Genomic DNA, 14,987 nt, shown 5'->3' on the forward strand with positions numbered 1-14,987 from the left:
TATCCACGGGCGAGCCGCATTTCACAGGTCGATTCCGCCCGGGCACCTATCGTCGTCAGCGTGGAGTACCTGATGACCGACGACCGCGTGAAGCGGATCCGCGAGGAGCCGGTGCGCGTCGCGTACGACGGCCACGTGCTGATCGTGCGGGCGTCGGAGCGCCTGTCCCGGCTCGAGCTGTTCGAGCGTCGGGCGGAGCCCGAGGTGGTGCTCGGCGACGAGGTGGTGGCGTACATCGCCCGCGACTCCGCGGAGCAACGGCTGTTCTGGTCCGCGCGCATGTTCGACGTCGGGATCCTCGGGTTCGGCTCGAACACACTCATGGCCGGCCTTCATGCCGCCCTCGGGACACGATGAGCATCTTCGGACTCCCGACCGCGATCGTCGTGATCGTCATCGCGATCATCTGCGTGATCGGCGCGATTCTGTGCATCCGCCAAGGCTCGATCGAGGGCGGGCTCGGGGGACTGATCCTTCTGGTCGCCGCGGTCTTCTTCGGCGGATGGGGCTATATCGCAATCGACGCTCTGGTCAACGGATACCCGGGCCCATGAGGAGACGCCCGCGATGAGCGAGAAGACCACACAGCCTGGCATGGCGTTCGGGGGAGGGGTCGTGTTCCTCCTGTTCGGCCTCTGGGCCCTCATCGACGGCGTCGCCGATCCCAGCGGGCGCAGCAAGGGCGGCATGCCCGTGTTCGTGTTCGTCGGTGTCTTCTTCGCCTGCGGGATCGCCATGATCGTCATCGGCCTGCGGTCGCGGCACCGGCGGCGCTGACCGATTCGACGCCTGTCCGCGCACGGGGGAGCGCGAGGGGGATCACCCCTCGCCGGCCGCCAGGCGGCCGTGTCCGCCCTCCCTCGCTGGGAGGGCCCACCTGCCTTGCCTCTGCTCGGCGCCCCTCGAAGGAGAGCTGCTGTAAAACGGCCGCATGGTCGGCTGTGGTCAGCGCCTCGCGCTGGTCGTTCTCGATCATCTGCTGAACGCTGCGGTCGGTCGTGGTCTCGTCCGCGTCGATGACGTAGACCGGGATCGTGGCCACACCTGCCTCGCGCGCTCCGAGGGTACGGCGCTGCCCGGACCGCACGAGGACGTTTCCGTGCTCATCCCGTCGCGCGAGGATGGGCGTGATGACGCAGCTGGCCTTGATGCTCTGGATGAACTCGACGGTGAGCGCGGCGCTGGGTCGCACGTTCGCCTCGATGACCAGTCTGTTCGGGTCGATGTGCTCGATGACCCCGCTGGTAGTGGGGGTGTTCTCGATGATGCTCATGGGGTCTCTCTCCCCTTCAACCAATTTTTTGCCTGTCCGGCAAGAGAATCGATAGAGAGCGGGAGTGCCGGAGTGCACGAGAAGTCGGGCGAATAAGGGAGCTTGCGACCGCGTCCGACTTGTTGGGCACGCAGGCACGGAGCGAACTAGGATGACCGGCCGGACAGACGAAAAAAACAGGCGGTTCAGCGCCGCGTAGCGGCTCCCGGGGCCGGCACGGCCTCACCCGCCGGCCCCGCCGGCGCAGGAGTGCCCGCCAGGGCACTGCACGCCCGCCAGGACACTGCACGCCCGCCAGGACACTGCACGCCCGCCACGACACTGCACGCCCGCCACGACACTGCACGCCCGCCAGGGCCCGCCCGAAGTGGGGGCACCTGAACCAGCAAGATCACAAACCCTTGTGACCGCTTCTCGCTAGCCTTTTAAAATGCGTAAAATAGAACCCGCGACCACAAAATCGAAAACACGAGGCCGATGGTGGAACGTAGTAATAACGGCCCTCAGCATTATAATACTGACGTCCGGCGGTTGGGAGGCGCTGCAAAGAGCAAGCAATAGCCCGACCCCGCAATTTGATTACAACGGCGTAGTAAGATCCGCGGGCATCCTGTTGTATGCAGTAGCCATAAGCCTGGGACGCCTCGTTATGAGCATCCATCCGGCAGGCTGGACGAGCAAGCGACACAGCACGGCAGGGGTAGCAATAGTTGTGGCCGTGATCGCCGTAGTAATTACGTTACCGTCCAATATTCCATGGTTTTACTATGCGGGTGGCGCCCTCTCGCTCGTAGCCTTGATGGCGCAAGACTACTTTACCGGAACTGATACAAACGATTTGAAGGATCGAGAGCAAAAGAAAGCGGCAAAAGCTGAGGCGAAAAAGACTAAGCGACCTCACCGAGGTACTGCCAGCGCGCCTCGGGGTTGAGGGCGCCGTCGAGGACGAGCGCTCGAGCTGCACGGTGGTCCGCGCGGGTGGCCGCTCGGGGATAGCGGGGCCAGACGCGCTCGCCCGCGGTCGGTGCTGCGAAGAGGGGCCGGCTGGACACGGTGGGGCGTCGGGGTCGGGCTCGGGGAGTGGTGTGCATCGTCGTGAGCTCGGCGTTCCACCATGCCCAGACCTCCCGCTCCGCCTGATACCGGTGGGCGCGGTCGGCGAGGATCCCGGCGACGTCGACGGCACGGGCCGCGGCGTCTCGGAGATCTCGTACGGCTCGGGCCCACCCGTCTCTGTGGGTCTTGATGAGGCGGTGCTGGCGGAGCCGGCTGAAAATCGTCGCGGTGTGGCGGGTACTCACGCCCAGGATCCGAGCGGCGCCGTCGACGGTGAGGGCGGTGTGCTGGCCGAGCGTGGCGTAGAGCCTGCCGGCGAGGTGTCCCAGGCCGGGACGGGTGAAGAGGTCGTGTCGCTGGTCGACGAGTTCGTGCTCGAGGAGAGCGACGAGCTCGGCGCGATGCGCGAAGAGTTCGGCCGGGGGGCGGGGGTTATCGAGTGGTTGTGACCCAACTTCACTGTGTGCTGTGGAAACTCGCCAGGTCACCCGCCATTCGGCGGCGTTACCGGCGTCAGCCGCGGTGACGCGGATGACGAATCCGGCCTCCGTGAGGGCCTGGAGGGCCCGCTGCGCGGTGCTGCGGCCGAGGCCTGCCATAAGGGCGAGATCCCGGATCGAGGCCGCCACGGTCCGCTTTCCGGTCTGGAGCGTGAAGTAGGTGAGTGCGGTGAGGATCGATCGGCGGGATGCATCGGCCTCACTGCGTCCCCACCGGCCGGGGGTGACCCGGAAGGACGTGAGGATGGCATCGACGTCGGCGACGATCGCCGCAAGCTCCGTGAGGTCCTGCGGCTCGCGCCGGGCCGGGAGCGGCCGCTGAACGGCCGCGAACTGCTGGGCCTTGGTCCACTGCCGCTCCAGGCGCTCGCGCGCCTCGGACGCGCTGCGGGTACGGCGGCTGCCGCGGCCGGTGTTCTTGGTCCGGTAGTGCTCCATGCCCGGCGCCGTCCGGGCGGCGTGCTCGACGTCGCCGAGGGTCCATCCGGCGTTCGCGGCCGCCAGGAGGCACATGAAGCCCGTCCACGACGGGTTCCCGCCGCCGTCGATCGTGGCCATGTGCGCAGCTCCCGCACGGCTCAACTCCCGGTGCGCTCGGTGGCGGACGTCGACGGGGCCGGACGGGGCGCTGTCGGCGGCACGCGGCGCCGGCGCCCGCTCGAGGAGCAGCGCGGTCAGCGCGTCCAGGTCTGCCGGCGTCGTCGACGGCGCCAGGAGCGCGGCGACGTCGCCGGCCAGGACGCGTGAGCTGGTGCCGTCGCGGTGCGGGGAGAGCGGGGGACGGGCGGCGCCCTCGGCCGGGTTGCGGAGCATTCCGTGGTCGAGCGTGCGGAAGCATGCGTGCGCAGCGGCCGCGAGGGCGCCGACCTGGGCGGCCTCGGCGCCGCCGTCGACGGCGATCCAGACGTGGCGGCCGCCGGCACCGGAGGAGCGGCAGAGCACGTGCGCGATGCCGAGCTCGTCGAGCGTGCGAGAGAGCACGGCGGCCTGGTCCTGGGCCTGCTCCATGAGCTCGGGGACGACGCCCGTGCTGTCCTTACCGTCGAAGTCGAAGCACAGCAGCCGGTACCGACCGGCGGAGTCCGCGAGGCGGATCGCCCACGGCGTTGACGGCGCCACGGGGCCGAGCGGGTGAAGCCGGGGGTAGCTGTTGCTGTCCAGCCGGCCGTAGGCGTCGCGGATCATCGCGCGCACCTGGTCGCGTGGACTCAGGCGGCGCGTCAGTTCCCACGCGGAGTCGACGGACGGCGACACGCCGATGGTCTTCTCAGGTCGTGGTTCTGGCGCTTGCGGGCGCGATGAAGCTACTATGGCGACATCTCCTCTGGAGGTATGGCAAAGCCCCGGTTGGTAGCCGGTAGGTATGTGCTGGAGCTCGGACCCGTGGTTGGTAGCCGGTAGGTGGGTCAGAGCTACGAATCTTCAAGAGCCCGTCGTTGGTAGCGACGGGCTCTTATTCGTTAAGTCGTCTTCGTGTCGGCCTCCTCGGAAGCGGTCGAGGGGGAGAGCACGGGCAGTGCTCCCAAGTCGGTGCGCAGCTGTGCTGCGAGGCGCTCGAGGTAGAGCGACATCGAGAGGTTGCCGGAGGCTTCGGCTGCGGCCTGGAAGGCGGCCTCGGTCTCGGGTGCCAGTCGGATCTTGCGGGGGACGGCGATCTCGCCGGTGGGACGTCGGTTGCGACGGGTGCCGGCGTGGATGCTCGTCATGCCGTAAGCCTGGCGATTAAGGGGTCCACTAAGTCGGAGGCGGGTGGCCGTGTCGCCGAATCCGTAGGCAGATTCCGTGGCGTGTTCGGCGACAACTCGAAGTTCGTGGGTTATGCTCGCGGACATAGAGAGACCTCCTGTGAAGGCTGGTTGATCTGGACTAGCTCGAACCTCGGCGCCGGCAAGCAGTGAGGGTGAGAGCTACAACACGTGCAGGAGCCCGTCGCGGAAGCGGCGGGCTCCTTCGTTTTAGGCGACGTCCGCGATGGGCAGCTCCTGACGTGTGGGGATGACTGCGAGCGGCTTGGAGACGAGCTCGGGCATGCCGAGGCTCTGCGCGAGCAGTGCGGCGATGTAGTCGCTCACTGTCATGTCGCGCATGTCGGCTTGGGCCTTGACGGCCTCGCCGAGGGGCGCGGGGACCCGGGAGAGGAGCGCCTGACGGTCGCCCTTCGCGGGTCGTCCTCCGTGGTGTCGCTGTGCAGCCATGTCTCGGACAGTAGTGGCGGCCTGATTCAGAAACAGGTCACTGCGGCGGCGTGTCCGATCCGAGTCGCGCGACACGCGGCATCTCCGATGACACGCTGCGTGCGTCCACCGTGGCGAGCACGAGATCCTCATCCTCCCCGGTGCGCGGCGGGCGGTGTAGCCGGAGCTCGCCGTCGATCCGGACGTGGGCGCCTGCGCGGAGGTTGAGCAGGACGGCAACGGCGAGAGAACCGCGGCAGACGACCTCACAGCAGGCTTGGGGGAGTGGCCACGCCGCGACGCCGGCGGTGTCGGCGTAGGTGAAGGTCGCCGTGAGCGCGCCACCCTCCGTGTCCGCGAGCACTGGCCCGTCGACGATCGTCCCGTGCATCCGAACCCGCATGACCCCTCCTCGCCTATTGGTACTTTATAGACCAGTAGATGCTACGCGCGCACGAAATGGCCACACTCGCGAGGTGCCCAAACGCGTCGACCCGCCCCTGCCCACCGAGGTCGGCATCAGCGTGGACGCCCTGGGCAGCCGCGTACGGGTGGGTCTGATCCGCCATCTGCTGGCGCATGGCCCGAAGACGCGGCCGGAGCTGGCGCGGGAGATGGAGCTGTCGAGCTCGATGGTGGCGAAGAACCTCGACGTGCTCGAGGAGCTCGGGGTCGTGACGCTGGATCCGCCTCGGTCGGAACCGGATCGGAAGCCGCGTCGGTACGTCGTGGAGCGGGACCGGGTGGACACGATGTTGAAGACCTTGTCGATGGCGCTGACTGGCTACCTCTAGGACGATTGGTCCCGCAGGCACCGCCCAAGGGGCGGTGACGCTCGTGCCACGACCGAGCCGGCGGCGCTCAACACCCGCACCGCGGTATTACCGTCTGACAATGACCCGTGCCGTGATCTACGCCCGACTCTCGAACGTCGACGAGGATTAACACAGCATCGCGACGCAGGTGTCCACCCTCGACGCGCTCGCCAAGAAGGAGAACTACACAGTCCTCAAAGGTCCATGTGGCGGATCCTAGGTCGAAGCCTGCACTACAGGTGCAAGTGAGCCGTGTCGCCCTAGGGCCATCCCTGGGAGCTTTCGATCGTCGAGCGGTACATGGCCTCTTCCTCTTCAAGTGTGAAAGCGCCGAGACCCACTCGACGTTCATCGGCCCTGAACCAGGCGGTGTCGATCGCTCCGATTCGCCACATGCCTAAGAGTGTCTTGATATTCGCGAAGTAGCTGGTGATGAGGAACGCCGTGCTGGTGCTGTGCCCCAGCTCCTGAACGTACGCGAAGGCTCGAAGGCGCTTGGTGCCGAGCCAGATACCAACCCCAGTGGACCCTGGTAGCTCCGCCATGATGAAGTCGGCTGTGGCACTCTGCACCAGCTCAAGAACCTGGACGGTAAGCGCATCGTTGGTCGAGAGGGCATGGGCGATGAAGTGCTTGTGCTCGGCTACAGCTCGTTCTACGATCCTGGCTTGCTCTGCCTGTACTCGTTCATCTTCGCTCCTCTTGTCGTCCTTGAGCTTCTGATCGTGCTGCCGACGCTGTTCCTTCTGCTGTAGCCAGATAGCCAGTAGGCCAGATGAGGTGATGGCGGCGGCGGGCATGAGGAACCCAGTGATGAAGTCCCACACCCCAGCCAGCACAGCGGGAAGCCCGAACAGCTGACACAACAGTAGGAAGAAGGCCATCTCAGAACCCTAGCTAGCTGTCCTCGGCGTCGTGCCGTCCCTGGCGCGCTTGCTTGCGCGCCACCCTTCTCGCCCGAGCCTCCTGCGCGCGCGCGCGTCGGGAGTCACTACGAGTCCTCAGGATTTACTCCAGCTCTTGATCGCGGGTACTCGTCAAGAGGCCGTCGGTCTCCAGGCTCGTCGTCACGGCTGGGTTATGACTCGGGTCGTCACTGTCACCTCAGGCGCTCCCCAAAGGGACCGTGAGCTTGCTCGATCCCCCAGACGTTCAGCTTAGGGTTTTGCCGTTGTGGCGCCGCTGACGCCGTCAATGCTTCCTGCTCATCCAGGTAGGAGTCCGGCGCCGGCGTCTCTGTCACTTCTGGGTGGATCATCATCCAGGCGTCTGGATTGCGGGCGACCACGTAGTGCGCATTCCGCACTGTCTCGGCTTTGGAAGCACGACTTCCGCTGCACATGTACACCTGGAAGTAAAGGCGACTGAAACCGTAGCTCACTACTGAGTCGAAGCCGTTGGGGCGATCTCCTGGCTTATGGCCTGGCTTCTTGTGCCAGCGCATCATGTTCCTCCCTCCAGGAAGGAAATATCCCGCTGGCCTAGCCCACAGGACCATGAAGCCATCGGGAATCTGTCGCTGCTTGTATACCTGTTGGAAAAGGTATTTGGGTGCGCGATTCTGCTCTGGGTCAGTCAGAGTGCGTAGCATGCAGCGGACTGTCATCCACAGCGCAAGGGTTGCCCAATCGTCATCTTTCCACGTCGCTTCCTTGCCGCGTGCCAGGGAAAGCAGCATTGGTTCCACCGCGTCTTCCAAGTCTTCAAGCCAGCCCTCATTGCATTCCTTGCACACTTCGTTTACGCGAACATCGAAGGCCGAGGCAGGGACCTTCCTCGAAGTCTGCATCATGCCGTTCTCCACGTAGGTGTACATGGTGTCCGGGAAGGTCCACATCAGCTTTTTAAACTTCCTGCGCAGGACATGCTCATTTGAGCGCTTGCCGTCTGTGGTCTGACAGAACCGGCAACGAGACTTCAACGGCAGTGCCGCCGCCGAATTGGTCTCCAGGTTCTCGTGAGGGGTCATGGGGTCACTGTAGGTGGCTCGCGCATGAACCTGCAGCCCAAGCGACGGCTGTTGCCATTGTGACTTGCCAAGAGCACCACAGCAGTCGTGGTCGCGCGGCCGCACCCACCGTGTCGCTCGCGCATCGACACGCCCCTCGCCACCAAGCGCCGCCGCCAGTTGGTGGTCCGTGTACAACTTCATTCCTCCAGCCGCGCGAATCGCTAACGTGCCCCCGCGCGAGGGCGCGACGGGCACCGCGCGTCTCGTCTTCATAGGCCGTCTGCGCGTTGTGCAGTCGTGCCGATGACCGTTTGGGGAGGAGTCGAGGGTGAGCGAGGCATCACGTGTACCGGTGGGGGAGGCCTTCGGGGCCGCATCCCGGGCGAGCGACTACGTGGAGGAAGACACCGCCGCAATGGTCGGGGCCGTCTCCATCGAAGCGCCGGCGACCTTGGGTCTTCGTGACGACTCTGGCGCCCCCAGATCGAGGGAGGCCAGCGGCGGCGACCATCTGTCCCGCGGCCCTGTCGACCGATCGACGTCGGTGCTGTTCGGCGGCATCGTGCCGGCCTCGACCCCTTCGACTCCGCGTCGGGCGACGATGGGCCTCCGTGGGTTGCTGGCGGGACTAGGCCTGCCAGTAGCGCCAGGCGCGCGCGAGGCGGCGGATCTGGCTGCGGTGGCGGACGCGGAAGAGCGCCGCGAACGGGATGCCATGACGATCCGCCAGGCGACGTGGACCCGAGCGGTGTCGATCCTGGTCGGCAACCCGAAGGGCGGGACGGGTAAGACGCCTACAGCATTGCTGCTCGGTGGCATCATCGCGTCGATCCGCGGAGGCTCGACCGCGATCGTCGAGTTCTCCGACGATCCGGGGGCCTTGAGCTACCGCGCCGAGGGAGCCCCGCGGCTTGGCGTGGGCGAGCTCGTACGCGACGTGGACGCGATCCGCACAGCGGGGCAGCTCACCGGATACACGGCTCCGCAGACCTCGTTCGCGAACGTGATCGGCTCCACGGGACGCCGGGAGCGCCTGACGGGCGAGGCCGTCGTCGCGGTGTCGCGCGTCATCGACGAGTTCTATGGCATCCGTGTCATGGACACCGGGAACCAGCCGACCTCATCTGCGTTCCGTGGTGCCGTCTCTGTCGCGGACGTCCTGGTGATCCCGGTGTTGAACGCCGGCGACTCGGTGCTGGAGGCGATCCAGCTACTCGAGGAGCTGCGCGAGGACGGCGGCCACGCGGCCGAGCTCGCACAGCGGGTGATCGCCATCCGGCTCACCGACGGCCGCCCTGAGAGCGATCTCGTCCGGGACGAGGTCGCGCGGCTCCTCCGCGAGGCGGGCGTGCAGGCGCTGTTCGAGATCCCGTACGACGCGCACATCGCCGAGCGCGGCCAGCTCACCCTCGGTTCGCTCACGCCGTCCACACGCGACGCTTTCGCGGCGGCCGCGGCGGCGGTCGTCCGCATCCTGCAGGAGGCCGTCGCCCCTGCAACTGACCTCACCCGGAAGGCCTGACCATGCGTCATCTCATCCTCGCTGCGCAGATCAAGAACCCGATCGACGGGATCGTGCCGGACTTCTCCTTCGGCGGCCAGCAGTTCACGGAGCTGTGGCAGAAGCTAATCGCAGCTATCTGGGCGATCGCGATCATCGTGGCGATCGTCTACCTGATCCGCGGTCTGGTGGCCATGGCCGGGGCATCAGGGGACCTCAACCCGAATCCCCAAGCGCATGCGCAGGGTAAGGCGAAGGCGCTGGCGGCGTTCATCTCCCTTGTGGGGTTAGCCGCGCTTGCGGTCATCGTCGGGGTCACGCTCTCCCTCGCGGGCTGAGGCGGAGCTGCTGATGCCCCGCATGTACTCGGCGACCGGTCGGTCCCGGTGGCCCGTCCTCGTCGGCGGTCTCGTAGCGGTCGTCGGCCTTGGTGGGGGAGTGACCTTCGCCCTCACACACCACGACGCTCCAGCCGCGACCGTACTCTCACCGACGCCCACGGACGTTCCGCCATCCAGCTCGGCCGCAGCCGACACGGGAGTCAGTGACGACGAGGAGGGAGCTCCGCCGACGGGTTGTCTCGGCGGCTTGGACCGTGACGCAGCCATGGTCGTGACCGCGCAGAAGGAAGCGGCGCACACGCCCTATGGGGCGGTCGAGGTCGCGACCGCGTTCTACCGCTTCGTGTGGCAGTCCCCAGTACCTGCGACGGCGGACATACAGCGCATCGTCGATGACGTCATCTCACCCGCGGCATCCGCGTCGTACCGGGATCTCTTCGGCGTCTACCGGGCGCATCCGAATGTGAGCCATGGCGACGTCGCGGACTCGCTGCCGTTCCACCTCTCGACGACGAACGGGATCTGGATGGTCGACCCGGATTCGACGAGCGATCAGGTGACAGTGGACATCGCCGCCGGGTACGTGGTCGACGGCGCCCTCAGCTCGTCGAAATCGACTTTCCAGGGCTTCATCATGCGGTGGGAGAACGGGGCATGGCGTGTTGCTGGGGGCACGCAACCAGATGGGAAGACGCTGTCGGCTGGCGGCGTGCGCTACACGGGCGGCTGCTGATGCTGTCTCCCGTGAAGATCACAGCGGCCGATGCCGGGGGAACATGTACTGACTTCTGGGGCTGCGTCGGCAAGAAGGCTCAAGACGCGATAGGCAGCGCCGTCAACGGCACGGCGGATGCTGTGCGGACGGCGACCGGCGTCGCTGACTTCTGGTCGGATCCCGCGGGCAACACGTACAAGATGCTCGTCGCGTCCGCGAAGAGCCTCACGAACGACGTCCTCCCGGCCCTGACGCACGCGACGCTGCTGGATGTGAGCGCGGACTGGTTCCTCAAGGCGTACGCCCTGTCCTTCGGACTCGCGATCTTCGTGCTCGTGGTGATCCTCGTCACCCAGTTCGTCGAGACGGCGCGCGGCCGCATGTCGGGTCAGGAGCTCGCGGAGACGCTGACGCAGTACGGCCCGGCCTTCCTCATCGGCGGGATCTTCGGGCCAGCCGTGGCGTGGTTCATCGTCCAGTTCTTCGGCGCCCTCTCGGACGCTCTCATCCAGACGATGCTCTCCACGACGGAGGGCACGATCGCGGGGAAGTTCGCGACGATGATCGGTGACGACGACGCGAGCGGCATCGTCGGAGGAGCCGTCGTCGGCACGATCCTCATGTTCTTCATGATCATCGCCCTGCTGCTGGCGCTGCTGGTCTTGATCGTCCAGCTCATCGGGCTCTACTTCTCCGGCGTGCTCTTCCCTCTGGGGTGGGTGTGGATCGTTGACGCGCGGAAGCGGAAGTTCGGGTCGAAGATCGCGTTCCTCTGGCTCGGGATCCTCGCCTCCCATCCACTGCTGTTCTTCATGCTCGGCATCACGTTCTCCTTCGTCGGCGCGAACGTGGACGTGTTCTCGAGCTCGGCGAGCCTCGACAAGACGGTCACCCTCGTCGTGTCCATGCTGTCGCTGCTCATCTCGGGGCTGTCTCCTCTGTTGCTGTTCCGATTCGCCCCGGTCCTGCCAATGGGCGGTGCCAGCGCGGACAGCGGTCCGAGCATCGGTTCGAACTCGATGCAGGAAGCCGATCAGCGCTACAGCGCGTCGGATGACGACGGTGACCTGGCATCCGATCAGACCGGGAGCTCGTATAGCCCTGAGAAGACGGGCTCGCTGGAGGAGGGTGACGCCTCCGATGCGGGTGGAGCCGAGAAGACGTCGAGCACGACGCTGACGGACGCGGCAGCGGGGCCCGCCGGTGCGACCAGGGGAGGCGCCGCGGCCGCGGGTGCAGACAGCGCTTCGGCCGCGGCCGCGGAGGAGGGCGCAGTTGCGGCTGGCGCTGCCGAGTCATCGACGGGCGTCGGAGCGGTCGTCGGCGTACCGACGATGATGGTGGCCGCCGCGGCCCTTGCACTCGACAAGGCGCAGAGCGCAGCGAACGCGACCGCCGACATGGCGGCCGGTCCAGTCGAGGACCATGAGCAGCAGTACGGACGGGATTCCACCGGTGGATGAGGGGCGGAAGACGGCTCCGCACCTCCGGTGGGTCGGCGGCGAGGCGGGGCACCGATCCTTCTTCGGGGGCACGCAGTCACCGACGCGGGTCGTGGGCTTGGCCCTCTCCATCGGCGGGGCAATGCTGTGGCTAATCCTGGGCGGCGGGGTTCCCGCGTTGATCGCCGGGCTGGTCGGGGTCGGCTTCAGCATGGTGGTGACGCAGCGGACGCACAACGGCACGATCCAGGAGCGCCGCCGCAAGCGATCGCGCTGGGCGGCGCGCAAACGCTTGGGAACGGACACGTTCGTCCCCTTCGCGCTGGCCGGGTGGGATCAGATCCAAGCTGCAGCGAGAAGCAAGGACAGACGCGAACGGCGACGCGCGGAAGTCGCCGCGCGACAGATGCGTGCCAATCCAGATGGATCGGACGGCATGGGCTGGCTCCAGCACGGTGCGAACGTGCCGGGCATCGCCTGGCATGCACCGGTCGGCGAGGAGCCGTACCTGTCGGTGGCGTTCTCCGTCTCCGGGCAGCTGCGCGGCATGGAGACCGCTGGTGCGTTGCATCGTGCCGCGACGTCGTGGGGCAAGTTCCTGGCGCACTGCGCTGCACCGGTGTCGCTCGTCCGCGGCGTGCAGACGCTGACGCGGGTGCTCCCGCCGGACACGGCGAAGCACGACATCTGGTACGACGGCATGCGCGAGCCTCGCGATGCGACGGTGAGTCCGGAGGCGTTGGCTCTGTACGACGCGCAGCAGTCCTCCTACGCGGAGGTGCGGCGGCGTGCAGCAGCGGATGCGATGGTGCAACGGCACTTCGTGGTGCTGTCCTGGCCGCTGACGCCCGCGTTCCTCGAGTCGGCGGCGAAGTACGGTCCTGGACGCGACGGGTGGCGGGAGCTCATGGCCGAGCAGATCGCCGCGTCCGCGCGGGATCTGCGGGAGGCGCGGATGGGGCAGGTCTCGCCCCTGACGGCACGGCAGACGGCGGCGCTGATCATGCATCAGCAGAACCCGTCGATCCCCATCGACATGCGCTCAAGCCGGCACATCACACCGCTCGCCGTCGGCATCGGCTCCCACGACGAGTACTCCGCTCACATCGTCGATGGCGGCTACGACCCGACGGTGCTGCGCGAGGAGGATCCGATCGAGGCGGCACCCGCGGTGACCTGGTGGCACAGGACCGCGGCCATCCACGGCGAGGACCTGGCCAGTGCCGGACGATCGCCGCTGTGGACCTTGAACCTCATGATCGGGCGCGAGCTGGGCTTCATCCGCTCGGTGTCGTTCCATCTGGATCTGGTGCCGGCGTCGGAGGCGAAGGCGGCCGCGCGGCAGGACGTCGTGCGCGATGCTGCGGGCCTGTACGCGCAGAGGAAGAAGGGCGTCCTGGTGTCGGACGAGTCCGAGGGGCTCCTCTCGGCGGCAGAGCGGCGACGTCGGGATCTCGCGGCGGGGTCGCATCATCACGGAGTCGCGTGGATCGGGTACGTCACCATCACGGCGCCGACGCGCGAGGAACTGGCTCAGGCGTCGCGTCGGTTGCAGAGCGTGTGCGACACGGGGCTGGGCATCGATCGCCTCGACTGGCAGGACTCCTTCCAGGCGGCGGCATCGGGCACGACCTGGCCGATCGGCCGGGGGCTGCGTCCGCACAGCTCGTCGGCAGCCGCGCGGTTGATGTCCGTGCTCGCGGGTCGCGGCGACAAGGAGGCCCTGTCATGAGCACCAACACGAAGACGCCCTCGAGATCGCCCTGGTACGCGAACGTGCCCGGGTTGCGCTTCCTGGCTCCGCCCGCGCTCGCGCATGATGCTGACGCCTCCACCCCGGGATCGTCGGACGCCGGCATCGAGGTCGCGCCCTTCGACCTGCCCGGCGGACAGCTGCGGCTCTCGCCCCGAGCGGCGAGCCGCGGCTGGTACGCGCCGCGTCTGACCGGATCGCCGACGACGACGAAGCAGGCGGAGATCCTCAACACGGCGGTGATCGGCAACCCCACGGGGGACGAGGGCATCGTCAACGGCCGGGACAACCTCTCGCAGTCGATGATCTCCTTCGACGCCCCGACCGCGTACAACACGACACCGGAGCGGCTCATCTCCTCGCCGAACGTGATCGTGCTCGGCACGGTCGGCTACGGGAAGTCGTCGCTGACGAAGACCGTGGGTGTCGCCCGTCCGCTCGGGCTCGCGCATCGTCGAGCGGTCGTCTTCGACAAGAAGGACGAGGGCGGTGCCGGCGAGTACACGGGGATGGCGCACCGCCTCGGCGCGGAGCCGTTGCGCTTCGACCCGGCGGGGGGAGGGGTGCGCCTGAACCTGCTGGATCCGCTCATCATGCGGGGGTCCGGGCTGCAGGGGCAAATGGAGCTCATCAACGCCGTGGCGCGCATCGCACGGAACGACGTCGCGGCGACGGAGTGGGAGGAGAAGGCGACCCGCTTCGCGCTGCGGCAGATGTACGCCGACCACGAGACGTCGCCCCGGTCGTTCACGACGACGGACCTCATGCCGTACCTCGGTACGGTGCCGGCCGACGAGGGCCTGACCGGTGCCTCGGGTGAGCGCTTCCATCAGGCGGGTCTGTCGATCCGGTTCGGGTTGGAGAACCTGCTCGAGACGTATGCCGGTGTCTTCGATGGCGAGACGTCGGCGCAGGTGGACCTCGCGGGCAAGCTCACCGTGTTCGACGTCTCGCAGCTCCCTGATGCTGGGCCGGCGATCCCGACCGTCATGGCCGTGGGGCACCAGTGGCTCCTCGGGCGGCTGCGCCGCGAGCGTGGCTTCATCACGAACGTGGTCTACGAGGAGGGCTGGCACATGATCGGCGGCCCGTCGGCTCGCTTGGTGAAGTCGAACCAGAAGCTCTCCCGGGCGTTGGGGATCTCGAACTGGTTCGTGATGCACAAGGGCACGGACATCCCCAAGGAGTCCGAGGGGTACACCGTGATCCAGGAGGCCCAGACGATCTACGCCTACCGCCAGGACCGCCCCGAGGACGCGCGATGGGTGCAGGAGACCTTCAACCTCGCCCCGGACACCGCGGACCTGCTCATGAACCTCCGCCCCGGGCACTGCATCTTCAAGTACGGCTCGAACCCCGAGACCCACATGCGCCACCTCCGGTCGAGGTGGGAGGCCGCGGTCACGAACACGGACACCGGCATGGCCGGCACCGGCGCCGAGCCCAATGATGACGCCGAGTCGTGA

Annotated in this window: 17 protein-coding genes; 10 read left to right on the forward strand and 7 right to left on the reverse strand. The window is 67.1% G+C overall.

Going from position 1 to position 14,987, the window contains the following annotated elements:
* Window positions 1-72: 72 nt before the first annotated feature.
* From AC07VC_RS14375 to AC07VC_RS14385, 3 genes are read left to right on the forward strand one after another with little or no spacing between them, the layout of a single operon-like run.
* The gene (locus tag AC07VC_RS14375) at window positions 73-357 is read left to right on the forward strand and encodes a hypothetical protein (protein ID WP_494676635.1); all 285 of its coding nucleotides are present in this window, start codon (window positions 73-75) and stop codon (window positions 355-357) included.
* Entirely contained in the window at window positions 354-554 is a 201-nt protein-coding gene (locus tag AC07VC_RS14380; protein WP_494676634.1) for a hypothetical protein, read from the forward strand. The genes AC07VC_RS14375 and AC07VC_RS14380 overlap by 4 nt, the downstream gene beginning before the upstream one ends.
* A 13-nt stretch (window positions 555-567) precedes the next feature.
* Window positions 568-777 carry a hypothetical protein gene (locus AC07VC_RS14385; RefSeq protein ID WP_494676633.1) on the forward strand — a complete coding sequence of 70 codons (210 nt, stop codon included), beginning with the start codon at window positions 568-570 and terminating at the stop codon, window positions 775-777.
* Here the strand turns inward: AC07VC_RS14385 and AC07VC_RS14390 are convergent.
* The 5 genes from AC07VC_RS14390 to AC07VC_RS14410 form a co-directional block, all read right to left on the reverse strand.
* On the reverse strand, window positions 743-1,273 hold the full coding sequence (locus tag AC07VC_RS14390) for a ParB/RepB/Spo0J family partition protein (protein WP_494676632.1): 531 nt from the start codon (window positions 1,271-1,273) through the stop codon (window positions 743-745). The two genes, AC07VC_RS14385 and AC07VC_RS14390, sit on opposite strands and share 35 nt — an antisense overlap.
* A gap of 887 nt (window positions 1,274-2,160) precedes the next feature.
* The gene (locus AC07VC_RS14395) at window positions 2,161-4,083 is read right to left on the reverse strand and encodes a helix-turn-helix domain-containing protein (RefSeq protein ID WP_494676631.1); all 1,923 of its coding nucleotides are present in this window, start codon (window positions 4,081-4,083) and stop codon (window positions 2,161-2,163) included.
* 206 nt (window positions 4,084-4,289) lie between these two features.
* Window positions 4,290-4,535, reverse strand: coding sequence for a hypothetical protein (locus tag AC07VC_RS14400; protein WP_494676630.1), 246 nt, complete (start codon window positions 4,533-4,535; stop codon window positions 4,290-4,292).
* A 249-nt stretch (window positions 4,536-4,784) separates the two neighbouring features.
* A complete protein-coding gene (locus tag AC07VC_RS14405) occupies window positions 4,785-5,024 on the reverse strand; it encodes a hypothetical protein (RefSeq protein ID WP_494676629.1) in 240 nt (79 codons plus the stop codon).
* A 37-nt stretch (window positions 5,025-5,061) separates the two neighbouring features.
* Window positions 5,062-5,406 (reverse strand): hypothetical protein, encoded by a 345-nt coding sequence (locus AC07VC_RS14410; RefSeq protein ID WP_494676628.1) that lies wholly within the window; start codon window positions 5,404-5,406, stop codon window positions 5,062-5,064.
* A 73-nt stretch (window positions 5,407-5,479) separates the two neighbouring features.
* Here AC07VC_RS14410 and AC07VC_RS14415 point away from each other — a divergent pair, with 73 nt between their 5' ends.
* Window positions 5,480-5,797 (forward strand): ArsR/SmtB family transcription factor, encoded by a 318-nt coding sequence (locus tag AC07VC_RS14415; RefSeq protein WP_494676627.1) that lies wholly within the window; start codon window positions 5,480-5,482, stop codon window positions 5,795-5,797.
* 281 nt (window positions 5,798-6,078) lie between these two features.
* Here the strand turns inward: AC07VC_RS14415 and AC07VC_RS14420 are convergent, their stop codons facing one another.
* Both AC07VC_RS14420 and AC07VC_RS14425 read right to left on the reverse strand, forming a co-directional pair.
* Window positions 6,079-6,702, reverse strand: a complete 624-nt coding sequence (locus AC07VC_RS14420) for a hypothetical protein (protein ID WP_494676626.1) — start codon at window positions 6,700-6,702, stop codon at window positions 6,079-6,081.
* A 215-nt stretch (window positions 6,703-6,917) separates the two neighbouring features.
* Window positions 6,918-7,787 carry a hypothetical protein gene (locus tag AC07VC_RS14425; RefSeq protein ID WP_494676625.1) on the reverse strand — a complete coding sequence of 290 codons (870 nt, stop codon included), beginning with the start codon at window positions 7,785-7,787 and terminating at the stop codon, window positions 6,918-6,920.
* Between the two features lie 310 nt (window positions 7,788-8,097).
* Here AC07VC_RS14425 and AC07VC_RS14430 point away from each other — a divergent pair, with 310 nt between their 5' ends.
* The 6 genes from AC07VC_RS14430 (at window position 8,098) to AC07VC_RS14455 (ending at window position 14,987) form a co-directional block, all read left to right on the forward strand.
* Window positions 8,098-9,291, forward strand: a complete 1,194-nt coding sequence (locus tag AC07VC_RS14430) for a ParA family protein (protein ID WP_494676624.1) — start codon at window positions 8,098-8,100, stop codon at window positions 9,289-9,291.
* A 2-nt stretch (window positions 9,292-9,293) separates the two neighbouring features.
* Window positions 9,294-9,608, forward strand: coding sequence for a hypothetical protein (locus tag AC07VC_RS14435; protein ID WP_237582511.1), 315 nt, complete (start codon window positions 9,294-9,296; stop codon window positions 9,606-9,608).
* Between the two features lie 274 nt (window positions 9,609-9,882).
* Entirely contained in the window at window positions 9,883-10,344 is a 462-nt protein-coding gene (locus AC07VC_RS14440; RefSeq protein ID WP_494676623.1) for a hypothetical protein, read from the forward strand.
* Between the two features lie 11 nt (window positions 10,345-10,355).
* Complete coding sequence (locus AC07VC_RS14445) at window positions 10,356-11,789, forward strand: hypothetical protein (RefSeq protein ID WP_494724476.1); 1,434 nt, start codon at window positions 10,356-10,358, stop codon at window positions 11,787-11,789.
* 91 nt (window positions 11,790-11,880) lie between these two features.
* Window positions 11,881-13,500 (forward strand): SCO6880 family protein, encoded by a 1,620-nt coding sequence (locus AC07VC_RS14450; protein ID WP_494676689.1) that lies wholly within the window; start codon window positions 11,881-11,883, stop codon window positions 13,498-13,500.
* The gene (locus AC07VC_RS14455; protein WP_494676621.1) at window positions 13,497-14,987 is read left to right on the forward strand and encodes a putative type IV secretion/conjugal transfer ATPase; all 1,491 of its coding nucleotides are present in this window, start codon (window positions 13,497-13,499) and stop codon (window positions 14,985-14,987) included. Before AC07VC_RS14450 ends, AC07VC_RS14455 begins: the two co-directional genes overlap by 4 nt.

The organism is Clavibacter sp. GW821-FHT01D01 (assembly GCF_059422605.1).

Coding starts and splice junctions, on each gene's coding strand:
- AC07VC_RS14405 (WP_494676629.1), bottom strand. CDS start 5,024: ATGGCTGCACAGCGACACCACGGAGGACGACCCGCGAAGGGCGACCGT.
- AC07VC_RS14425 (WP_494676625.1), bottom strand. CDS start 7,787: ATGACCCCTCACGAGAACCTGGAGACCAATTCGGCGGCGGCACTGCCG.
- AC07VC_RS14435 (WP_237582511.1), top strand. CDS start 9,294: ATGCGTCATCTCATCCTCGCTGCGCAGATCAAGAACCCGATCGACGGG.
- AC07VC_RS14420 (WP_494676626.1), bottom strand. CDS start 6,702: ATGGCCTTCTTCCTACTGTTGTGTCAGCTGTTCGGGCTTCCCGCTGTG.
- AC07VC_RS14400 (WP_494676630.1), bottom strand. CDS start 4,535: ATGACGAGCATCCACGCCGGCACCCGTCGCAACCGACGTCCCACCGGC.
- AC07VC_RS14455 (WP_494676621.1), top strand. CDS start 13,497: ATGAGCACCAACACGAAGACGCCCTCGAGATCGCCCTGGTACGCGAAC.
- AC07VC_RS14380 (WP_494676634.1), top strand. CDS start 354: ATGAGCATCTTCGGACTCCCGACCGCGATCGTCGTGATCGTCATCGCG.
- AC07VC_RS14410 (WP_494676628.1), bottom strand. CDS start 5,406: ATGCGGGTTCGGATGCACGGGACGATCGTCGACGGGCCAGTGCTCGCG.
- AC07VC_RS14390 (WP_494676632.1), bottom strand. CDS start 1,273: ATGAGCATCATCGAGAACACCCCCACTACCAGCGGGGTCATCGAGCAC.
- AC07VC_RS14375 (WP_494676635.1), top strand. CDS start 73: ATGACCGACGACCGCGTGAAGCGGATCCGCGAGGAGCCGGTGCGCGTC.
- AC07VC_RS14385 (WP_494676633.1), top strand. CDS start 568: ATGAGCGAGAAGACCACACAGCCTGGCATGGCGTTCGGGGGAGGGGTC.